The following is a 22,544-nucleotide window of genomic DNA, read 5'->3' on the forward strand; positions in this document are numbered from 1 at the left end:
AACGAACCAAGCGTGGCCTTTGCTCCCCGCGCAGCGGCTGGCGGTATCGCGCAGCGACTGACTGGATTGTCCCCATTGCGTCATATCAACTTTCGAAGCAAGAAGTAAAATGACGACATGTCGAATACTAAACTCCCTGCCCCCATCCAGCAGATCCGTGCCATTTACGATGATCAGACCATTCGCGTTTATCAAGCCTACTCAGGTGAAATCGCCGATTCAGCAATAGCGAACGGAACTTTCGTCTCTCCCCCTTTCAAGATGGGGAGAATGACTTGGATCAAGCCATCATTCCTATGGATGATGTATCGCTCAGGGTGGGGGTTGAAGGATCCTGGACAGTCCCGGATCCTGGCAGTCGACATTTCTCGCGAGGGGTTTGAGTGGGCATTAGCCAACAGCTGTCTTAGTCACGGGCAGGGTACCAACGATCGAGAAAAATGGCGACAGCTTTTGGAAAACACACCTGTTCGAGTCCAATGGGATCCTGAAAGAGATCTCTTATTACAACCTCAAAGCTATCGCGCTATTCAAATCGGCTTATCCAAACACGCCGTCGACCTTTACGTTCACTCATGGATTCAGCGGATCATAGATGTGACCCCCATAGCTCATGCTATTCATGCCCATCTTCTGCGCAATGAAATTGAGGCAGCGCGAACATTGGTTCCCGTGGAGCGACCGTACCCTATTCGTCACGATCAGTTCCGCAACGTTTTCACCGGGACAGAGTCCGACGCCCACCCATGATACTAATCTTGGCCCCCGGTCTCTAGCGAGCGCAATAGTCGCTGTGCATTTTCCGCGAGAACTGGATTGTCGCCGCCGGCGATCAGGCCTAACTTTGCTTTCGCATCATCGCTGCCAATTGCTTGCAGCGCATATAAACACTTTACGCCGAGGGCATAACTCTCATCGTAATCCAGGTATGGGAACTCGACGAGAGCTGCGCGATATAAGCAATCCACGGTCCCAGGCAGCCTCAAATTCTGCAAAACCATCGCGATATTCTCGTGCTGCATGTGCCAGTCCTGCAGGATGAGCTCACACAACACTTCAGCGCATTCAGCACCAAAGCCAAACTGAAATCCGAGAAGCATAAGATGCTCTACGGCGTCTGAATCACGCTCTTTCAGAGCTGTTTCGAGTTGCTTTGGTAAGAAGGCCGACGCCGGATCGCGAACCTCGGGGAATTGCTTAAGAAATTCTTCCTTAGAGATTCGCCCGAGAGTCAAAGCTAAAGCCAATTCTTGCATTTGTTTATTCATTGTCGCACCGCCGAAAATCCTTGGATGTTCGAGTTAAAGGTATCAAGCGCTCTCCCTTGGCCAAGTCCGATATTAATTTGCGAACCTTCAGCTTTAAAGAACGCATTGCTTGACGACCAGCCCTTCGATACCACGGGCATTTCTCCATAAAGCGATTTCGAAAGAGCGGAAGCATCCCTTACACCCATACCTTCCAACGCATTGAGCGTGCCGCTCCTCATCTTGAATTGAACCAGAACGCCCTGATAGTTCTCCGAGAATGCTCGGGTTGGAGAAATAAAGGTTTCAGCGGTTGCCGGCAGCCTGCCTGTGGCCACGAGCTCTTGGTAGTGGGCGGCGCTCATAGTTCGATAAAAGACCTCCGCCTCTTTCGCAGCAAACAGACCTCGGACCCAAACCAGCGCTCTGGCAGGCAACGACAGAACACCCGCGGCATCTACCGCTAGGTCAGCCTTCTCCCGAAGATCGACACCCTTCTGCCTGGAGCTGAAATTCGGATCCATGACATCGCCGATCTTACCGGAAGCGAACCCCTGCGAGAATGCTTCAACGCTAGGGTCCGGAGCCATTGCCATCCCAGTCTTAGCGCCGACGAATCCAACGACTGAAGGAGTAGTGTTTGCCGACTTGGTATTGGCTTTTTCCTACTTCAACACACCGAGGGCATCACGGCCCCTTCGAGGCATCACGCGAAGTGTGCTGGTTCAGTAACTTTACAACGATAATCATACCCAAGGTGACAATACCGGACGCAACAAGGCCAATAACTAAACTAGGCGCTATTACGAAAGACAGTAATTCCCAATTGATGTTCCCCGCCGCATCCATATACTCATTTTGAGGATTATGTGAGAGCGCGATATAGGCGACAAGCCCCGGGGGAACAACCATCGCCATGAGCGCGCAGAAGATCACAATCATTTTTTGAAAGCGTGTCATTACTCGTTCACCAGTTGATTATACGTAGGGTGGCTATGTTGACCTCCGCGATACTGCTCCCTGAAGGATTGACGCGCATTTCTCATCTGGAGAAGAGACGGATCGCTCCAAGGCTTGCTATCGTAGATGGCTTGCACCCTTGCCCCATAATCCGACACCTTATCCTTTGCCAATGAGTTATACAGCGTTGCCACTCCTCTTACCGAGGGATTGTCAAGTCGGTCCGCAATCCCCTTAATGATCCGGATACCAGCCTCAATGTTGGTTGCTGGATTCTTCAAGTCCTCACGCGAGTAGCCGAGACCAGCCCATGTATCAGGTCGAACATTCATCGGAAGAATCGAAGTATTCTTCTGGAACGGTGCTACCCAACTGTCATACCAGCCATGCGTGGTTTCCATGTACATAATGGCTTTTACAAGATTCGGATCAACTCCATACTTCGCTGACCTCTCGTCAATAAGCCCAGAATACTTGGTTACTTGCTCTTGCATCCGCCATTCATAGAATGGCTCATCTGCGGAAGCACCGGGGTTTTCAGCAATGCGAATAGTCCCGTGAGTTCCGTTAAGAATACTCTGGCGGCGTTCGCCTTCAGTTCCCAGCCCATTGATTGCCGAAGCGCTAGCTCCTTGGGCAACAGAGAAACTATTGATGCTTGCGTTATTTTGGGCAACAGTTCTGCTCGCAGCCGTCCCCGTTGACACCACAGCACTTGGGTTATTAACGACGCCATTACCGGCCGGGATACCGCCACTACGTCCCCAACCGAAATTAAAGTTGAAGCTGAAGTTAAAGCCAGTGCTGGAACCCGACGAGCCGGAGCCGATCCAACCGGTGAAGTTATATCCACTTGGATCAACAAATGCCAGCGGATTGTTGATGACATAACTGTATCGATTGTAGTTCTGTCCTTCCAACGGATCCTGAATCATCGGATCCGGGCTGAGGAAGCGCGAGGTGACCGGGTCATAAACCCGTCCATTCATATGCACTAATCCCAGCTGGTCCAGCATCTCGTGGCCGGTATAACCCTTGTTGTCGATCACGCCATGCCCTTCGCCACCGCTATCGTGGTCGGACGTGCTGCGGCGCTTACCCCACGCGTCAAACTCCATCTGTTCCTTCAAAATCCCAGCTTGATTGGTCACCGCGACAAGGCTGCCCAAGTGGTCGCCATGGGTCCAATAGAGCTCAGGTGTGCTTGCGCCTGGCCTATCAATCTCCATGCCAATACCAAGCGGCCAGTATGTCTTGACCGTTTCGTCGTCGCCCTTGTACTCCACTTCCTGTGCTCCGGCGTATACAACGACCAGACCATCGCTGCGCTCCTGACGCGTACGTTGGTGCTCAGGTCCGTAGACGAACGTGCTCCATGCGCTGCCGCCAGAACAGTCAGTCGGGTTGCCGCCTACGACGATCTTTGCTGGCATATTAAAGCTGGTCCAGCACATCGCGCGGCCAGCGCCGCTGACCATATTACCGTTAAGGTCATAGTCAAACCTCAGCTCACCTGCCGGGCCGGAGATCGACTTCAGGGCGTGCGGCATGTTCATTACGGGCTCGTTCGTGTAATAAGTAAAACTGCCGACTCCAGTTTTGGTCTTCATATTGCCAACGGCGTCATAGCTGTACTCGAGCAACGACTTGCCTGTGACTTGGCTCGAAGTCAATCGGTTCAACTCATCATAGCTAAAACCCTCAATGAAACCGTTACCGCGCCAGTAACGCGTACGCTGTTGCATGTTGCCGATCCGGTCGAAGGAATAGTGCTCTTCCCAAAGCGGCCTCTCCTGCGTATCCGACAACACAACATCGGAGGCCAGGCCAGTAAATGGATTAAAGTCGGTACGCAACTGCAAACCGTTCCCGAACGACAGTGCTGTCTGGCGTGCGCCGGCATCCTGGGTCAAGATCTGCCACAACAACTTATCGCCGCGCAAAATGCGGTCAAGATAGCCATACTTGTTGTACTTCAAGCCATACGATTTGACCGGACCGGCTTCACGTTGATATTCGAGACCGGCCACACGTCCCCATGCGTCATATTTAGTCACACTGGAATACAGTTTTCCATAGACCTTCTCCTCGGTCGCCTTTAGGCGGCCTTTTTCATCGTACTGGTAATTACGACGATAGTCCTTGGCATCGCTTGTTCCCGTATAAGAGACAGCCAGCTTCCCTACACCGTTGGCAGCGCTGTCGTATTCCCAGTGGCTTTCCAAGTCCGTTTCAAAGCGAGCGCGCATGCGGTCCAACATATCAAATGCGAAATAAGTCTTCTGCCCCTTCGGCCTTTGCTTTCGACTTTGCTGCGCCCAGACCTGGCCCAATGGGTTGACCCAGTAGTCAGTAACACCCATGTTGGGGTCATTCAGCTGCACTTTGCGGCCCAACATGTCGTACTTCACCACGACCTCGAATTTGTTCGGATCTACGGAACGCGCCAAGTTGCCAAACGACTCATACTCCAATTGAGTGCGCCCGTTCTTGGCGTCGGTAATCTCGACTACCTGGCCAATTTCGTTTCGCTTCGTTGTCCGCTTCTGGCCTTTGGCGTTGCTCTCCTCGGTAAACAGTCCCATGTGCTTAATGGTGGCGCTGTGAGCGTCCCCGTTTTCGTCAAGGGTAGTTACTTTAGTGACGCGATCCAGGTCATCATAGTCAAGGCTGCGAGCCAGAACCGCACGTTGGTTCACGAAATGCGGCTGGTCGATTTCCTTCAATCGACCACGATCGTCGTAGCGGCGGTCCGTCACCACTTTGGCGCCGTTAAAGCCCCACGTAGCGATACGCAGTACGCGGCCAGCACTGTCCATGTAGGTCAGCTCAGGCATTGCAATGCGGTCGATACCATTGGTCGCCTCTGTGTGATGAACCATCTTCGCTCCAGATGGGCAGCTCACCGAGCACTGCTTCAGCTGGCCGGAGATCGTATTCCCGTCAGGGCCAATTTTCTTTACTGCGCGGCCAAGACCATCGATCACCCAATCAGTCCTCAAACCGTTTGCGGTGGTCCACTGCCTCAAGGCACCCGTGGCGTAATCGTACTTAATCACTTCCTCCTGACCGAGGTGATTCTTAACCTTGTACGGGAAACGCCCCTTTTCATATTCGAGTTCCGAAACGGTGCGTGTCTTGATCGTCGCACAGTCCTTTTCTGGCCAAAGAGTGTCACCGCACGCAGGATCGGTCCAGCTCTGCGTAACCTTTTTCACAAGACCGTAGAGATTCTCGGTCCGGTCAAATACTGTCTCCAATGCGAGCGGAGTGTCTTTGGCGATGGTTTCCTTACTGCGCAAACCGGTGTTTTGGTCGTACTCGTAGTCCACTGTACGGGTTACGGGATCCATGCCGCTGCCGAACTTCATAACGCTCACTTTAGTCGGCAGACCGCTCAGGTAGGCCTTGCCAGCCTCCGTGAGGAACTTCGTCTCGGTTCGCGTTACATACGACTTGGTCTCAGGCGTGTCGGTCGTCGTGACCGTTTGCACGTTCAGGTTGCCCCACCCATCCAGATACTCGTTGACGGTGCGGACATTTCCGAGGCTCGGATAGCTATTGTTTGTGAAGTCCACGTCGCGGCGGAGCACAGACTTTTCTTTCACAAACGGGAAGTAGGTTACGCCGCCATCGAGAGGATAGCGTTTTGTTTCAAGGGAAAAATTCGTATATTCAAGCGCATACGAGCCATGAGTTTTACTTACAGTGATTGGCATCCCGACAAACGGGAAGTCCTGGCGGAACTCATGCTTGGTCACGATTTTCGTAGCCTGGTCAATCGCGCCCATTACGGCGAAGCCAAGATCACCGCGGCCATGCGCATTGCGCATCGCACCTTGGTAGTAGAAGTCGGTCGCCAGCATTTGGCCGCGACCGTTATCTTGACGCAGTTGCTTGACCAGCACTCCCGAGGAAGTGCTCATCATCGGATAAGTTGGAATTCTGAAGCGGCCATTGTCGTCGGCATAACGCGTATAAACCTTCTCATCATCTCCACGCGAATAGCTCACCTCTTCGCGATAACCAAGCCCATTGACCACGCTGACCATTTTATCTTGCATGGCCGGCAGCTCCACTGAGGTAACCCAGCAAGTCTTGTAAAACCGGCCGTCTCTCTTAGATGGATATGAAGTGCAATTAAGAGATGCCGGGACCTCGCTCGGCCCGGACATGATTAGTCGGGAAACGGTGTCGAACGCATAGCGCGTCGAAGGAGAGAGGCCATTGGTTTCAATCTTTTTACATACTTCCGCTTCGCCGCTGATATGGCACAGCTCAGGGTGTTCGGAGTCCTTGAGGGTCCAAAATCTGCTTGCGCCATCGCCGGTAAAATCTCCGATGCCGGGATAATAGAATCGCCGACTCATAATGTCCGTCATGACCCACCCCTGCAAATTCCGGCACTCTAAGCCGGTTTCGGAACTCTGGCAAAGCCTCGCCACCGGTTTGCTAGAGCCGGGAGCATATTTCATGTAAATCAAATCAGCTAGACCGTCTCCATTTACATCGCCTGTTGCTTGACCGGAAACCGTTTCGCTATCGGTAACTACATCAAACTTCTCACATTTCAGATTCGAACCTGTGATTTGGCAGAGTGCGATAGCCGTCGATGTGTTCGAAAGGCGCACAATGGAGTAGAAGTGGGGCGTCCCTTGTTTGCTCAATTGGATCGGGACTAGCTGCTCCAGCTTGAAATTCGTTGGTATTTGCGCAGCTATTGCCTCGCAAGTCATCCGGTCGCCACTATAGGCGCAAGCCGTCATTTGATTCTGATTGTTGAAGTACGCCAGTTGCATGCGGCCATCGTTTAGGAAGCTATGTAGAACCGGAGGATTCGCCCTTTTCATACCGGTTTGCAGAGGCAATTCCCCGCCGGCTTCGCACGTGGAAAAGTTTGGGCTGTCATTCGAAAAAGCTGGAGTTGCAGCAAGGCAATATGCCCACTTACGGTCATCAAGATCGAATAGCACCAGGTCATCCCTGCCGTCGCCGTTCAGGTCACCGGCCGTCAGATCGGTGTAGGTGCCACTCCCAATGGGGAACGAAAGTTCGGTGGACAGAAGAGTACCGACCGCTGTCCTACCGCTCAGCCTATTCAGCAGCGGCCGGGTCGTGCAACGCTCATCGGAACAATTCGGGTCACGAACCCCACCCCTTTGCGCAACAAGAATGGAAGTTTTGCCAGAACCGTCAAAGTCTCCAACGGCAGTGGTTATCGGAATATCCCGATTGTCCCCAAATACTTCCAAATCAAATGGCGCGATGATCTCCTTCAGTTCCGGATCACCTCCGTCGCCCCAGCCGAATGCGGTCCTGGGCAGCGCTTCCATTTTCCCACTGGACGAATTAAACACACTGGCTTGCATCCATTCCACGAGACTGCGGCTGCTGGTTCGGCTCGAGGTGTAACGTATCTCCAGGTCGCGCACCAGGTCACCGCCGGTCGCGTCTGCCGAAATATTAATGAACGTCTTTACGTGGGTCAGGCGTCGCACGAGATCGTTACGCGCTCCGCCGATATACTGAATCTGGGAATCGTTCCGGTCTTCGTACTCAAAACGCACCGCCAGATCCGGAGCTTGTTTCGCGTTGATGTTTCCACCATAGCTGATGAGCGACGGGAGGTACTCACCGCGCGTCGCGTCTCTAGAGTATTCCAGCGTCATGTAGTTGCCCGAACGGTCTTCTGTGCGGCCAAGAGCCCAAAGTAGCTGGCCCGCCGGTCCAACCGCATCGATTGCGCTCGCAGCAGTGTTGCCGTAGTAGTGAATACGGCCATTCTTTTCCTCGACCTTAAAGCTGCCATCTTGCAGGCGCGAGATTCGGCTAAATCCTTCGACTTCGGTGCGATATTGCGCTTCTGGGGCCCAGTAGTTTGCATCGTCGCTACCACCACTTGCGCGAATCAAGCGCATGCCATCCAAGCACAAGCGGTCAGAAGATTCGAAACTAATCCGCCCTGCCGTACCATCCTGTGCGATTGTTTTCGGGCAGCGATGGATTGTCGAAAGACCGGCCAGCGACCAGCCGAGGCCAACCATTCCGTTGGCTCCTTTACTAGAGTAATTCAGCGACAGCCTTGGCTCGAGGCCAGCGTTGCCCGGCGGAACCGCCAGCGGAATGCTATACGACGCGGCGCCATCATTCCCGACACTGAGGCTACCCGGCAAGGTACCAGCGTTTTCCGCAGCAAGATCCTTAAACTCTTCAGTCTCGATTGGCTCCGCCGCAGGGTCAGGTTTCACGTCGGCGCTGACTGCGAGTGTCACGGCCGTCGTTTCCATTAAGACGATACCGGCCCCGTCCAATAGCTTGGCGCGAACCGAGTAAAAGCCTTCCATGGTTGGCGTCCAGATATAGCTCCATTTTTGGCCAGAATTGGTAGCGCCGCCCACAACGCCAGGCGTTCCACCGCCCTCACCGTCTCCATGGCCGAACTCCAGGGCGAGCGGCGCGGGCACGCCCACTTTGTCGATATAGAATTTAACCGTTGCGCCGGCCGGAACCGTTTCATTGATCTCAATGCTGAGTACGGTTGGCCGGTTCAAGCCGACCACGGTGCCAGTTGCCGGGGATACCACTCCCGGTACAAAACCGGCATCAATATAGAACTTGCGTTCTTCAGTAATCAGGGTGGTGCCGCCTTGACGCACTTTTGCATAGGTAATGTATGGCAGTGCGCTTGGTGTCAAGCCACCCTTGCTAATGGAGTAAGCACCACCGCCTTCTGCCACCCCGGGAAGCCATTCGCCATTCACATGGAATGCGACATCGTCAATAGCGCCGCTGGCACCAGTCACCTGCGCACGCAAGAATGCTGGAGATGGCTGGCGGAAGCGGTCACTGTTGCTTGCATTAGGCGATGTCAGGCCAATGCGCATGCCGTCCGGCATACGGCAGTTATTGTCCTCGCATGGCAAGATGATCTGGGCGCCATTGTTGGCACGGGCCTCCACGTACAGCTTGGCGCCGGGATACTGGACTGCCGCTTCAGCCAGACTGGAAATGAAGTGGTGGCTGGAGCCTGCGGTACCGCACGCGGTGCGGACGGAGCCGTCGCTTGGCTCGGAGCCAGCATTGGCGATGCCGCTGCCAATCTTCGTTCCGCCCAGCTTCTCAGGGGCATTAACGTAGATATCGTAAGCCATAGCCTCGTCAGAGCCTGCGCGGCATACCCAACCAACCAATTCCAGCTTCTGCGCTGCATTCGAACGCACGCCGGATACGACGCCAAGCAGCGCGCTGTCGGTGATGCTCACCAGTACTGGTGCAGACTCGCCGATGCGGTTGCCGGTATCAGTCGCACGCAGTTTCAGGCGGTAGGTTCCGCCAGGCAGTGCAATGGCTTCGTTAATCTGGAGATTTGCGGCCGGGCCATTCACAACCTTGACTGGTGCGACTTCATAGCCTAAACCGCTGTCCTTGAAGACTTCCAGTTTGCTGATCTGGCCGCCCTGGACGCTGGCCGAGCCAGTCACGGCGATAGCCGCAGTTTGGCCCGGTGCTACCCGCACATTGCCCGGAGCAGCTTTGAAGGTAACGGTTGGTACCACAATTGGGCCGACTGTTACGCCAACGTTCGGCGTGTCAGCACTGATTACGTCGCCCTTATCGTTCTCCAGTCGCCATTGGAAGTTATAGGCACCATTCGTCGAAGGGGCCACTACATCAAAGGCAAAAGTGTACTCGCTGCCCGGTGCCACGACTGCGTTGAGCGGAATGCGGCCGTTAGCGTTCCAGGTGGTGCTGTCAACCGGGTTTAGTGCGCGCAGAACGAACCCAGGCTGCCAAGGCAAGGTACCCGTATTGCGCAACTTGATCCACACGGGATAGCGCTCACCGGCGGTCATATCCTGGCGCACAGACTGCGCGATGAATGTGGCGTGGTTACTGACGACGGTAAACGTGATCGGCTTACTTTGAGCCGTCCCGCCAGCGCTATCGATGATGCGGGCAAGCAGAGTGTGCGTTCCAGGTGCGAACTGCAGTTCTGCGACGTAGTTGGGCTGGACAGCCGTATGCACAACTTGCGATCCATCCAGGATCTCCGATTTGACGGAGGTAGTAGATCCATAGGTCTTGCCCCATACGCCCACTTTCACGGGCGCCGTGCTGCCGTTCGCAGTATAGGTTTCACCCATTTTTGGCACGATGATTTCGGTTGCCGGTGGACCTGCGGTGGTCACTGCTACGGTCTTGCTTAGGGTCTTAGCACCAAACGTCTCCGACTCGCCCTCCACTTGGCGCATCATTTGCCATTGGAATGGGTAGCTTCCCGGATCATTTGGAGCGGTTGCTTCAAAATCGAATTGCACTGTTGCATTTGGTGCAACTGGGCCAGGCACAGGAATACGAACGTTCTCCCAACCCGGCGTAACCGCGGCCAGCATGTAGCCATCTTCCGCAGTCCATGTGGACGTACCGACGTTCCGCATGCTCACGGACACCGGATATTTTTGACCACCGGCCATCTGGGCAGGTACCGTCACAGTGCCGTATGTAGCATTGTTCGACAGTACAGTGACTGTAATGAACTCGGTCCCTACTACTACCTGCCCAAAGTTGTCAGTGGCGCGCAACTTCAGGCTGTGTGTACCCGGAGCTAACTCAACGGTGGTGTTGATCTTATCGCCGTCGACGGTCGCCAAGACGGTGACGTGACTGAGCACCTCCAGCTTGACGATAGACGCATACGCGCCAGCCATGGCAGCGCCTTGCACATTCACCGATGCTTTAGCCCCGGTAGCAATGAATCGCTCGCCAGTCATTGGCGCTGTCAGTGACGGAACCGTAGGCTTTTCCGGATTCACGGAAATCTGGCGTTTGAGCGAGCGCTCGCCAAACCATTCCCGTCCGCCTTGTAGCATTTGGAACTCAATGTCGTAGGTACCAGGTACTGCCGGCGCGCGAATTGGTATGGTGATGGCCGTCTGGGCCCCGGCGGCTACACTCCCAGGGAATTTGTGAGGCAAGCCCCAAGTCTCTGCAATTTTGGGATCGGGTACCGCGAAGGCGTGACCTTCGTCTTGCGACCACGGCTTAGAACCCGAGTTCCGCATAGTGACGACGTAGTTGTACACCGCACCTGCAGTTATCTCTGTAATTGGACTTTGGCTGACGTAGTCGGCGTTGTTGGCCGATACATTGATGTTGGCAATCGGGCTGAACCCGACTTCGCCCCATATATCGGTAGCACGCAAGCGTAGGGGGTGTCGCCCTGCCGATAGCGTAATAACCTGATTGATGGAGTTGCCGCTAACTGTAGCGTGGACAATAGCACCTTCCACAATCTCCAACTTGGAAATGGTCGAGTTTGTTCCTGCCACCGCATTACCTTGAACCTGAACCTGGATAGTCGTACCGGTCGCCGGTTCGAAGACATCTAAGTTCGCTGGCTTCGTCAAAGTGACAACCGGGATTTCGCGGGCGATGGCAACAGAGACCAGGACCGCGCTACCGAAGACTGCCCTACTCTTTTCACGCAACCTCCATTGCGTCTGAACTGTTCCCTCATTCGCAGGTGCTTTCAGACGACCAGAGAATACAGCAGTTCCTCCTGGTGGAACGGTAGTCGTCAAAGGCATAGAAGTGATGCCGTATGTCGTATTGCCGACAGGGTTCGTAGTTATCAGCTCGACGCCTTGTGGTGTCCAAGTCGTACCACCGGTGTTCTTCATCGTGACGGTGACATCATATTCGCCGTTGGGCACCATCTTCGCTGGAATTGTGTGTGAAACTACGGTAGCTCCATCCAGCAGCGCATCGATCTTTATGATCGATTGCGTGAACTTGCCAAAGCTATCTGTCGCTTTCGCATACAAAGTTTGGTCAACCGCAGCACGTCGCAACGTCTTCTCATATATAGGTCCGTCGACCTGGTCGACTTCCGTTAGCGTCGAATTGGCAGTATTGTACGCAAGGATCTCGATCTTGCTTACTGTAGCCACGCCTGTAGGGGTGGCGGTTACTTTGATGGGTACTTCGATAAAGCCCGCATCGCCGATGAACGCCTGACCTGCAGTCGGGCTCTGGACGTTCACCGCCGGACCCGCACCTGAAATCGGAATATTCAGTGGCGGCGTCGCCTCACCGATGTAATCTTTGCCCACTTCCATTGGCCGCCATTGCATACCGTAGTAGCCCAAGGTCGTCGGTGCTGTAATCGTACCGGTGAATGCGCCGGTTGCTCCCGGTGCGACTGTTGCGGTCGCGAGCATAAGGCGGCTGACACCCCAGGTCGCATTCTCAGCTGGGTTCTGGGCGACCAAAGCGTACTGGCCAGCCTTCCATGTGACATTGCCAGCGTTCTTCATCGTAAAGCTGATAGCCCGCGTCCCGGCGTTCAATACCGCAGGAACAGTATGCGAAACGAACTGGGCATTTTGAACCCTTGGCGCAACCGTGATAACGAAATTGGTCGAAGGGGTACCAAACAACCCTACCCCCTGCTGCTCCATTTGCCATTGGTAGTTATATACGCCGGGCGTCGACGGCGCGACACCATTGTGGTTGACGTACAAGAATCCGTTGACTGCCACCGTCGTGGCGACGCAGCGCGATGTGACCTCCCACCCTGTCGGATTCAAGAGCTTAGCGCAGTACTTGGCCGCACTCGTCCAAGATGTGGTACCAGTGTTCTTGAAACTCATGGTAATTGAGTAGGGTTCACCCGCCACCATGTTAATCGGCACCGTTTGGGCGCCGATCACGGCGTTGTTCGCTGCCATTACCAGGCTGGGAACGAGCATGCAGAGTGCCAGGAGCAAGGCGAACACGTTTTTCACGTGAGATTTCAAGATCTTCAGGAACATAGGTCGTACAGTGGCGCGGCGCGCCGTGGATTAGCATTACTGGGATAAGGAGGCGGTAAGCGACTGGCTGGAGGGCGCAAGGCCCAAGGCGGGAGGACACCCGCCGATGGCTTGGAGTTACTGCTATTCACCTTATATTTATTATCAACAATTATCTCAAAGAAATAACCGTTGCATTCTCACCAAATTTCACAGATAGAGCTTTTAATTTGAAATCATTGAATCAAAGAGGCTCTGATCTCAAAAGAGGTTGTCTTGAGTGACTGCCTCATTGTCGATCGCTGGCGCGTCAGATAGACGCGACCAATCGCCTCCTGCTCGGACAGTCGCGCCAAATAGGCCACCACCGCTTCAACGCTTTTGGCTTCGCCTCGCAGTACTAGTTGCGCATTTGCCTTATCCGGATCGAACGCAAGCAACTCCACATCTTCAGAGCTGGCACGTTCCAGGGCCTTGAAAACTGGGTACCAGTTAAAACGACGTTCGACAGCCAACTTGTTCCACTCCTGGTTGCGCTCCAATTCCGCCTTGCTCAATTCGATCTTGGGCGGTGGCGGCAACTCCAGGGCAGTAGCAACCTGCACGAGGTGTGCGACTGCCTTTTCGGCATGCCAGCATTTGTAAGCGGCAAAGCTGGCGCATGCCAGGCAAATTGCAGCGACAAACCACATGTGCTTTGCGGCAGGCGGAACGGGTGCAAGGAAGCGATCAAGCACCATCATGCGAAGCTCCAACATGCGCGTGGCAGTTTCCTGATCTGAGCCTGAGCAAATAGCTGGGACAGGCGCGATTCGTTCCATGCGGCGAGTGGCTGGCTACATACTTCTACCTGGCGAATCGCCGGACAACGCATTTGGATGCGCGCTTCGAGGCGAGTGGCTGCCTGTTCTACCGTGCCGACAATCGGTTCTATATCAAGCGCACTCAGCCTGCCAGACTGGTGTACAACGGCTGTCAGGCGACCGGGTTCATTGATCAACAATACTGACTCACCCTTCTTCAATGCGGGGCGGTGATACCAGTAAACTGCGGCAGACACCGGAAGCACGGAACGCAGCACCACGCCAGCCTTGCTGCATTCGGCCCGCAACTGGTCTACCAAGCTCGCTGGCAAAGCGGAGGTGAATCCCGGTGCGCCATAGTGGCGAAAACCTGTATGCGCACACCACCCTTCGTCAGCAATAAATCCCATGGATTCAAGGATTGCGCGGCCATATGCATTGACCTGGGCTTCGCTGTGCAGGCTGTCCTGCCAGGGCACCAGCGCTACGCGCGCATGGCTATCCGAAACGACAACATCGGCACGGGCGAAACGGCCGAACCGTCGCGTCTGCACGGCAAGCAGCTCACGCACGGTTTCAAGTTGCCCGGCGAAGTCCATTCCAGATTCAGAACGCGTCTCCAGCGCGCCGCGCCGTAGCCAGCAATGTCCACTGAATAGACCAACAGAGATAGCCTCAGGCCACAAACGTAACACGATTCACCTCTTGCAAAGTTGAGTGCCCCTGCCGTACAAGGTCCAGTGCGACGTCACGCAGGAAACGCGTTCCCTGCAACCGGGCTTGCTCTTTCATGGCGCGAATAGGTGCGCGCGCGACGATCATTTCGCGAATCTCATCCGTAAGGCGCAACACTTCCGCGATCGCGCGACGGCCCTTATAGCCTGTGTTGCGACATTGCGGACACCCGCGGCCGGCAGAGAATGCAAAGGTTTCAGGGTCGCGAATGCCTGATTCTTCAAGCAACTCCGAGTCGACCTGTACGCGTTCGACGCAATGCGGGCAATTCTGCCGCACCAGACGCTGCGCGACGACGCCCGTCAACGATGAGACGAAATTATAGGGGTCGACACCCATGTGCATGAAGCGTCCGATCACGTCGAAGGTGTTATTGGCGTGCACAGAAGTGAAAACCATGTGCCCAGTCAACGCGGACTGCACGGCAATTTGCGCTGTTTCCGGATCGCGAATTTCACCAACCAGGATCTTGTCAGGGTCATGACGCAGGATCGAGCGCAGACCTACCGCAAAAGTAAGCCCCTTCTTTTCGTTGACCGGGATTTGCAGCACGCCTGGAAGCTGGTATTCGACCGGGTCTTCAATGGTAATCACTTTGTCCTCGCCGCGATTAATCTCTGTCAATGCGGCATAAAGCGTCGTGGTCTTGCCGCTGCCGGTAGGCCCGGTAACCAGCATCATGCCGTAAGGTTCGGCCGCCAGGCGACGCAGAAGCTGGATCGTCCGACCGTCGAACCCCAGCGAGTTCAAGGTAAGCCGCTGAACGCTATCCATGACCGCCTTCTTATCCAGCACCCGCAGCACCGCATCTTCGCCGTGAATGCTGGGCATGATCGAGACACGAATGTCGATATCACGGCCCCGCGAGGCAACGCGGAAGCGGCCATCCTGGGGGATCCGCTTCTCGGCGATATCCAATTCAGCCAACACTTTGATGCGTGCAATCGCCTGTTCTGCCAAGGTGACGTTGTTGACGGCCGCGATCTGGTTCAACACACCATCAATACGGAATTTGATCACGAGCCCCTGCGGCAGGGACTCCAGGTGGATATCACTGGCCTCCAGGCGCAAAGCGTCGAACACAGTCGAATCAATCAAGCGGACGGCAGGACTGGACTCTCCCTGGATCGAAGTCAGGGTCAGATCGGCACTGGCATCCCTTTCGATTTCGATGATGTCGTCATCGCCGACCGCTTCGGCGACGGCGCTGAACATCGCCTCGTGCGCTTCGAGGTACTCCCGAATTGCCGCAGGATCGGACAAATAAACTGCGCCCAAGTCCAAAGTCGCCAGCCATGCGCCAAGACCCTCTTGCAACGGCGCGCCTAGCACAGCGACGCGCGTCCCCAATTCCTGTTCGCGTCCAATCAACGCAAACCGATCCACCATGTCGCGGTAGCGAGCATGCTCAAAATCAGGCCGCAATGAAGCTAACCGGTCCGATGGCATGGCCTGATACCCGAGCAACGCCGCAGTCTGCTCCAATGCTTGCGACTCGGGTAGGCCGCTTTTGCCAGCAAGCGTGGCCAACCAGCGTCCCGGCATGGCCTCCCGGCCCGCCTTGGCAATTTCTTCAAATGTTATAGACATTTCTTTTATCAGACGATATTCGCCAAGTCGAAAATTGGGCTGTACAAAAGCAGAACGATTGCACCCACGACGAAACCGATGCCCAGCATGAGGACCGGCTCTATCAAGCGTCCGGTTGCATCAATCCAGAGCGCCGTCTCCTGGTCATAAAAATCTGCCACGCGTCCCATCATTTCATCGAGATTGCCTGAAGACTCTCCCGCCAGGAGCAGCCTGACGGATACCTCCGTACTCATGCCGCACTCTTGCATTACCATCGACATGGCACTACCTTCGCTCACCATGCGGATGGCGCGTTCAAGATTGGCATGCATTGCCTGTGGCAAAGACGCGCGGGTCATCCGCATGGCCGCCAAAACACTCACGCCGCTATGCAGCAGCATGCCAAGGGTCCGGTACAAACGTGCCAGTTGCAGAACCCAGATCCGTTCGCCAACCAAGGGAAGTGCCAGCAAGCGACGATATGCGAGGCTTCTTACGGAAGGGTGCAATATGACCGTCAAAATACCGGCAACCAAGCCAAGAAAACTCCCCCAGGCGAGCCATTGGTTTTCACGCACAAAGGAACCCCACAACTGAACAAATCCAGCGGCGCCCTGCTTCATGGTTCCAGCGTCGTCATAAACTTCGCTAAACCGTGGCAAGACGTAGAGCATCAGGAACGAAATAACAAGGAAGCCGACCGCCAGCAGGACAGCGGGATACGTTGTCGCCGCCACCACCTTCTGGCGGATATCGTCTACCTGCTTTTGATACCGCATGAAGCGCTCGATGGATTCCCGAATCGTTCCTGTGGTCTCGCTGGAGCGCACCATCGCCACGTACAACGACGGAAAAACGGATGGCAGCGACTCCATTGCATCGGAGAGTTGGTTTCCATCTTTTAGCTCGCGCAATAACGCATCGTAAATGGCACGGTTGCGCCCACGTTTATCGTTTGCACCGAGCATGTCGATAGAGTCGACAACAGTTTGCCCTGCATCGAGCAGCGAGTACAACTGCTGGTTGAATACTGCAAGGTTGAACTTTGGTACGCTCGCATCTCGCCCCATCCGCCGGCGGGCGGTCCGCAACTCGACCACGCGACCACCGCTTGTAGCCAGCAGCTTGCGAGCCTCCTGTTCACTGACAGCGTCGACCTGAAGGTCGACCACCTGCAGCGCGTCGTTCAATACCTTGGCGTGGAAACGCATTCAGTTCACGCTCAGTTCCAGCTGGTCACGTCAGCATCCTCTTTCGTGCCGTTTTCCTTGCCATCGGCGCCAAGAGAGGAGATGTCGTATTCGCGGCCATTTTTTCCAGGCGAAGCAAATACATAAGGTTTCCCCCACGGGTCGTCGGGAATGCCCTTTTTCAAATAGGGGCCATTCCAGTTGGTGACGTTATTTGGTTGCGCGAACAGCGCTACCAGGCCCTGCGAGGTAGTCGGATAGCTACCGACATCAATACGGTACTGGTCCATTGCCTTCTCGAAGGATTCGATTTGTGCCTTGGCGATCTGGGTCTTGGAACGGCCAATTTGACCGAAATACTTTGGCGCTACGAAAGCGGCGAGCAGTCCGATGATGACCACCACCACCAGCAGTTCGAGAAGCGTGAAGCCACGCATATTTTTAGGGCTCTGCATCAAGCCTCCTATTAGTTAGGGTTAAAGACAAACTTCCAATCGCTGTATTTTTTGGCACCGGCAAAGGCCGCCAGCTCATGCGGGAACCCGTCGCGCTTCATCGGGATAAGCGTCGATAGTGAGTAGACTCCGATAATTCCACCGTCGTCATTTCGCACTACGCCCCAGTCCTTTGCCCCGGTGATCGGATCGCGATACAGTTTTCGGAGAGGCCGCGTCGGATTGTTCAGATCACCGTGATAGAGCAGGTCCGAAAGCTTGTTTGCGTAGCGTTTCCCAGTAGGGCTTTGGTGGTAATAGGCCGCAATTGCGTTTCTGTAGGCCATCCCAGCCCACAGCAGTTGGGTCTCCTTATCACGCTTTTCGGCTGTCTTTGCACTCTCCAGAGCGCGCACTGAAGCAATCGCCAGCACAGCGACCATGAACATGACAACCACATACGTAAATCCTTCCTGCCGGCGCTGCATTTACCAATCCTTCAGCCAAGTACCGTCCCTGCCGGCATTAGGTGCGCCGCTGCGTACATCAATCACACCCGTCACGCCTTTATCCTCGGACGTGACCAGGATCCAGCTGCGGTTACTGCGCGTGAACGGATCGATTGGCACCTTGCGCAGGTAATGTTCGAGCACCAGCTCGTCCAGAGAAGCAGGATAGCGATTCCTGTCCGCATAAAACTTGTCAATCGCATCGCGCATAATGTAAAGATCCTCTTTGAGAACATCTTCCTTAGCGCGATCCATATTTCCGAAATAGCGCGGCGCCGCAACCGATACCAGCAATGCCAGAATGGTGACAGCGACGAGCAGCTCGATCATTGTGAAGCCGTTCTTACGCATGGATCACCATTCGGAATAGGGGACGCCATTCAAGCCTTCCCGGGTTGAAGTCGAGTAGACATCGAATACGTCCTTCCCGGCCTTGGGGGCATCAGGTTCTGAGGCTGAATCGCGCAGTCCCCATGAGCTGGCAGCGGGCGTCTTGGCGTCCGGATGGAAGGGATCGCGCGGCACCTTGCGCAAGAAAAACACTGGGGGTCCGGACGGATTGCTCAAATCCTTCACACCAGCTGCCAAGTCCACCAAACCTGGCGGGTACCCTGTGCCGCCATTGACCTTCGCTATGCGGCCGGCATCGACGGCGGCTTTGTAAGCGTCGATCGCACCCCGAATATCGCGCAGCGCAGTGCGCAACGCACGCTCCTTTTCTCGCCGTAGTGTGGTTTCCATTACCGGCACCGCAACCGCTGCGAGAATGCCCATGATGGCGGCGGCAGCCAGTAGCTCAATAAGGCTAAAGCCCCTCTGGTGCTTCATCTGCTAACGTCCATCAGGTGCAAAACAGGAATGCCCGGACGAGGTATTGCTTTTTCCGCTCCAACCGGCGTCAATGCGATGAGGCCAACAGACGCTTCGGTCACTTCCTTCAAGGCACGGAGCTTGAGAGCAACGAGTCGCCCCGTGCCCTTTCGAGGCGCCCCATCAGGCGCGCTGGCGCCTATCGAGATACGTCCTCCCGCCGCATCAATTGTTTTGCTAAATGCGCCCTTCCCATCTTTGCCAAAGTACTGGCCGTCATCCACGGCTACAATCTCAAACTCAGCGGGCTGGTATGAGAACTGCAATGAAGTCGCGCGCAAACTGTCGGCACTGTCAATGTCCAGCGACAACTCGACTATTTCTCCGACTTTCGCGCTGCGAGGACCAATCCATGTCAGCTTTGGTGCGCCTGGAGGCGATGTGACAACCGGGTTGACGGATCGGTTCGAACCGGGTGCTGTTCCAGCCGCTGGTTTACCACCTACAGCGGGGTCAGCATCCTGCCCAGGCTTCATCTCGCGTAGCAATAGCGGACGGTTGCGGATCGATGCCTCAGTGCCCGACCAGAACGATTCCAGCGACGGGTCCTTGCGCTGCATGTTTCGAATCAGGTGGGGCGTTATCGAAAGAACGATTTCGGTTTTTTGCCTGTTGTCGTTCTGGCTGCCGAACAGCCTGCCGAGGATAGGGAGGTCGCCGAGCAGCGGCACACGATTTGCGGACATGCGGTCTTCATCATTGATCAGGCCCGCCAGTACCTGCGTTTCACCATCTTTCAATCGCAGGGTGCTGTTAAAATTTCGTGTGCCGATCTGATATGCCTGCGAACCATTATTGGTTTTTACGGACGACACCAGCGAGCTGACTTCCATCGAGATCTTCAACCCGATCTCATCCCGCAAATGAATGTCCGGCTCCACCTCTAGCTTCAGGCCGACATCCAGATACTGGATATTCTCGGTTACGAAGTTATTGGTGCTTGTCGTGGTTACGACAGGTACCTTGTCCCCGATCATAACTTTTGCCTTTTCGCGATCGCGCACGCGGATACGAGGATTCGCCAGAAGGTTCGCGTCTCCATCCATTTTTTGAAGATTGATCGTCGCGCTCGGGACTGTGATTCCAAGCTTTTCCGATGTCAGGTTACGCAAGTCGTGGATGGTCATCGTGGCCGGGGCCGTACTCCCCTGCCCGGTGGTAGGTTTGCTTACACCCGTAGGCGTGACTGAGAACGCGCTGTTCCACTGAATGCCGGCATTAAGCAGCCTCGAACGATTAATTTCCAGTACTTCCACCTCCAGCATCACCTCCGGCTCTTCAAGATCATGCAGGCGAATCAGCTTCTCCGCGAGCGCGACGGTTTCAGGCGGCTCACGCAGGACAATCATGTTGTACTTATCATCCACAAAAGGATCTTTGATTTTGAGGACGGTCTTGAGCAGGCTGGCTGCTTGCTTGGCCTCTACATTCGACAAGTAGAACGCGCGCACAACAAGGTCCTGGTACTCCCGCAGCTTGCTGGCGGAATTGGGATAGATCAAAACACTGCTTGAGTTAAGCACCTTCTTCTCTAGCTGGCCGGTCGACAGGATGACATTAATGGCATCTTCCAACGAAGTCTGTTTTAGGAAGACCGTTGTGCGCTGGTCGGTTTTGACATCGCGATCAAAAATGAAATTGATGCCAGTGCTTCGCGATAGCGCATCGAACACCATACGGATGCTGGCATCCCGAAATTCCAAATTAATCGGTTTCTTATAGAGTGCTCCCAGCGACGGCTCAAGCAGTACCTCCTTCGCCTGCAGCTCGTCGATTTCGCGGCGGACTGCCTGCGCCCCGGTGTGGGATGGCGCTGCCTTAAGGGCGCGCGCAACAACTTCCGCAGCCTTGGCCGTATCTCCTGCCTTCAAGGCAGCGCTGGCTGCTTCAGCATCGGAATCGGCACGCGCGAGCAGCTCAAGACGCTCCAGACCTGCCAGCGCCCGCGCATTATCGCGATCGAACTGCAAAATGCTACGGAGGTTCCGCTCAGCCAGCTTGCGGTCATTGTCCCCGAGCGCCAACTGTGCTGCGCCAAACAGCGTTTCTATGGACTCCTCTTTGGCACGAATCCAGTCACGCCGGTAAATCACGTCTCCTGGGGTGAGTTCAACGGCTTTTTGCAGTTCTGCGACCGCTTTGGGGTAATCCTTACGCTCGTAGGCGCTCAAGCCGTTGCGGTGGTGGCGCTGAGCGGCGCAGCCGGCCAGGACGACTAGCGCTACGAGCAAGACACCGCGCTTCAATTTGCCGGGGAATTGGGGGAACATGGTTCAGTTTTCCTGTGCTGGAATGGCCAGCGTTTGCTTGAGGCCCGACGACACGGACTCAAACTCAATCACGGAAGGGCGAATTACGGCGACTTTATAGCTCCCGTCCAACACATCTCCTTGCTGGGCGAGCACGACCTGATCTCCTCTCGCGAGGTAGACTGTTCGCTCATTGCCATTGTTCATTTGCCCCACAAATTTGTAGGGAAGCGGCGGCGGTGGCGGAGGCGTCGTGTCGACTGGAGCAGCCGCAACTGGCTGCTTTGACGGCTCAGGCGGAGGCGGGGGCGCTTGCCATCCGCGCTCCGCGAAAGGATCTTCATCACTCGCCACCCAGGCGATTTCCGGTGAAGCAGCAGGCGGCGCCGCCGTCTGGCTAACAGATTGACGTGTGCGGGACGCTGGTATCACTACTTCCACCAGATTTTCATCTTCAGCCGCCGGGAACGCCACTGCCGCAACCGTGGCCGCCAGCGCCAGCAAAAGCAGCGTCCAGCGCTTCTTCGCATCCATTGCTAGTCCTTAAGGAAGAATGCGGAAAAAGCCATCTCGCAGGCTAGAGGCTGAGCCATTCCTGCCTCTCTGCCACAGCGGATAGAGTCCAGTACCACATGCGGCATATCGGCCGCCAGCGCGGCTATGAACTTGCGCACATCGAGGTAACGAGTCTTGACGGTCATCGTTATTCGATAACGTAAATACGGCTGGCGTTCACCTTCTTCCAACACATAAGCTGCTTCATCAACCGGCAGACCGACACTCGACGCTAACTCATGAAACTGCGCCGTGAACTGCTGGCTGGAGAATTTCTGCAAGCTGGCAGCCTGTTGCTTTGGGATTGGGTCATCTGCAACTGCCGGCGACACGACTTGCGATTTCCTCGCAAGCCTCAGCTCTGCAACGAGCTCTGTCATTTTCTTAAACTCATATTCCGAAAATGCCCACAAAGTCGCTGCAGCTACCGCTGCCAATCCCGACAGCAAAAGCATGAACAGTGCGATTCGCTGACGACGCCACGATGCGGAGATATGGAAGCGGATTTTCTGCGGGAAGGGACTCACGGATGCGAAATGCTATGACAGACATGGCAATACACATTGCTATTGAGCAATGAACATGAAATTATACTAGTGAAATTTGCATGACAAACTATCCAATTGT

General features: G+C 55.1%; 16 protein-coding genes. 1 reads left to right on the forward strand and 15 read right to left on the reverse strand.

The annotated features are described in order from the left end of the window. Positions 1 to 117 precede the first annotated feature (117 nt). Positions 118 to 750 (forward strand): DUF4291 domain-containing protein, encoded by a 633-nt coding sequence (locus tag ACE3TQ_RS08780; protein WP_374581703.1) that lies wholly within the window; start codon positions 118 to 120, stop codon positions 748 to 750. 2 nt (positions 751 to 752) lie between these two features. Here ACE3TQ_RS08780 and ACE3TQ_RS08785 read toward each other — a convergent pair whose 3' ends face one another. The 15 genes from ACE3TQ_RS08785 to ACE3TQ_RS08855 all read right to left on the reverse strand — a co-directional run bounded on the left by ACE3TQ_RS08785 (position 753) and on the right by ACE3TQ_RS08855 (position 22,444). Beyond that, complete coding sequence (locus ACE3TQ_RS08785; protein WP_374581705.1) at positions 753 to 1,268, reverse strand: hypothetical protein; 516 nt, start codon at positions 1,266 to 1,268, stop codon at positions 753 to 755. After that, positions 1,265 to 1,771 carry a hypothetical protein gene (locus tag ACE3TQ_RS08790; protein ID WP_374581707.1) on the reverse strand — a complete coding sequence of 169 codons (507 nt, stop codon included), beginning with the start codon at positions 1,769 to 1,771 and terminating at the stop codon, positions 1,265 to 1,267. Before ACE3TQ_RS08790 ends, ACE3TQ_RS08785 begins: the two co-directional genes overlap by 4 nt. Positions 1,772 to 1,934: 163 nt before the next feature. Next, positions 1,935 to 2,207 (reverse strand): hypothetical protein, encoded by a 273-nt coding sequence (locus tag ACE3TQ_RS08795; protein WP_374581708.1) that lies wholly within the window; start codon positions 2,205 to 2,207, stop codon positions 1,935 to 1,937. Continuing rightward, positions 2,207 to 13,021: an NBR1-Ig-like domain-containing protein gene (locus ACE3TQ_RS08800; protein WP_374581710.1), complete on the reverse strand. Its 10,815-nt coding sequence runs from the start codon at positions 13,019 to 13,021 to the stop codon at positions 2,207 to 2,209. Before ACE3TQ_RS08800 ends, ACE3TQ_RS08795 begins: the two co-directional genes overlap by 1 nt. A gap of 215 nt (positions 13,022 to 13,236) precedes the next feature. After that, positions 13,237 to 13,743: a PilN domain-containing protein gene (locus ACE3TQ_RS08805; RefSeq protein ID WP_374581711.1), complete on the reverse strand. Its 507-nt coding sequence runs from the start codon at positions 13,741 to 13,743 to the stop codon at positions 13,237 to 13,239. After that, positions 13,740 to 14,498 (reverse strand): hypothetical protein, encoded by a 759-nt coding sequence (locus ACE3TQ_RS08810; RefSeq protein ID WP_374581713.1) that lies wholly within the window; start codon positions 14,496 to 14,498, stop codon positions 13,740 to 13,742. The genes ACE3TQ_RS08805 and ACE3TQ_RS08810 overlap by 4 nt, the downstream gene beginning before the upstream one ends. Continuing rightward, entirely contained in the window at positions 14,479 to 16,128 is a 1,650-nt protein-coding gene (locus tag ACE3TQ_RS08815; RefSeq protein WP_374581714.1) for a GspE/PulE family protein, read from the reverse strand. The genes ACE3TQ_RS08810 and ACE3TQ_RS08815 overlap by 20 nt, the downstream gene beginning before the upstream one ends. 8 nt (positions 16,129 to 16,136) lie before the next feature. Then, positions 16,137 to 17,321 carry a type II secretion system F family protein gene (locus tag ACE3TQ_RS08820; RefSeq protein WP_374581716.1) on the reverse strand — a complete coding sequence of 395 codons (1,185 nt, stop codon included), beginning with the start codon at positions 17,319 to 17,321 and terminating at the stop codon, positions 16,137 to 16,139. An 11-nt stretch (positions 17,322 to 17,332) separates the two neighbouring features. Continuing rightward, positions 17,333 to 17,755, reverse strand: a complete 423-nt coding sequence (gene gspG / locus ACE3TQ_RS08825) for a type II secretion system major pseudopilin GspG (protein WP_374581717.1) — start codon at positions 17,753 to 17,755, stop codon at positions 17,333 to 17,335. An 11-nt stretch (positions 17,756 to 17,766) separates the two neighbouring features. After that, positions 17,767 to 18,222 (reverse strand): type II secretion system protein, encoded by a 456-nt coding sequence (locus tag ACE3TQ_RS08830; protein ID WP_374581718.1) that lies wholly within the window; start codon positions 18,220 to 18,222, stop codon positions 17,767 to 17,769. Further along, the gene (locus tag ACE3TQ_RS08835; protein WP_374581720.1) at positions 18,223 to 18,594 is read right to left on the reverse strand and encodes a type II secretion system protein; all 372 of its coding nucleotides are present in this window, start codon (positions 18,592 to 18,594) and stop codon (positions 18,223 to 18,225) included. It lies immediately after the preceding gene. Between the two features lie 3 nt (positions 18,595 to 18,597). Beyond that, the gene (locus ACE3TQ_RS08840; protein WP_374581721.1) at positions 18,598 to 19,071 is read right to left on the reverse strand and encodes a type II secretion system protein; all 474 of its coding nucleotides are present in this window, start codon (positions 19,069 to 19,071) and stop codon (positions 18,598 to 18,600) included. Continuing rightward, positions 19,068 to 21,383 (reverse strand): cohesin domain-containing protein, encoded by a 2,316-nt coding sequence (locus ACE3TQ_RS08845; protein ID WP_374581722.1) that lies wholly within the window; start codon positions 21,381 to 21,383, stop codon positions 19,068 to 19,070. The genes ACE3TQ_RS08840 and ACE3TQ_RS08845 overlap by 4 nt, the downstream gene beginning before the upstream one ends. A 3-nt stretch (positions 21,384 to 21,386) precedes the next feature. After that, on the reverse strand, positions 21,387 to 21,896 hold the full coding sequence (locus ACE3TQ_RS08850; protein WP_374581723.1) for a hypothetical protein: 510 nt from the start codon (positions 21,894 to 21,896) through the stop codon (positions 21,387 to 21,389). A gap of 2 nt (positions 21,897 to 21,898) precedes the next feature. Further along, on the reverse strand, positions 21,899 to 22,444 hold the full coding sequence (locus ACE3TQ_RS08855; RefSeq protein ID WP_374581725.1) for a hypothetical protein: 546 nt from the start codon (positions 22,442 to 22,444) through the stop codon (positions 21,899 to 21,901). Between the last annotated feature and the right edge of the window lie 100 nt (positions 22,445 to 22,544).

Origin of the sequence: Pseudoduganella sp. (genome assembly GCF_041914865.1) — a bacterium.
Lineage (GTDB): Bacteria > Pseudomonadota > Gammaproteobacteria > Burkholderiales > Burkholderiaceae_D > Rugamonas.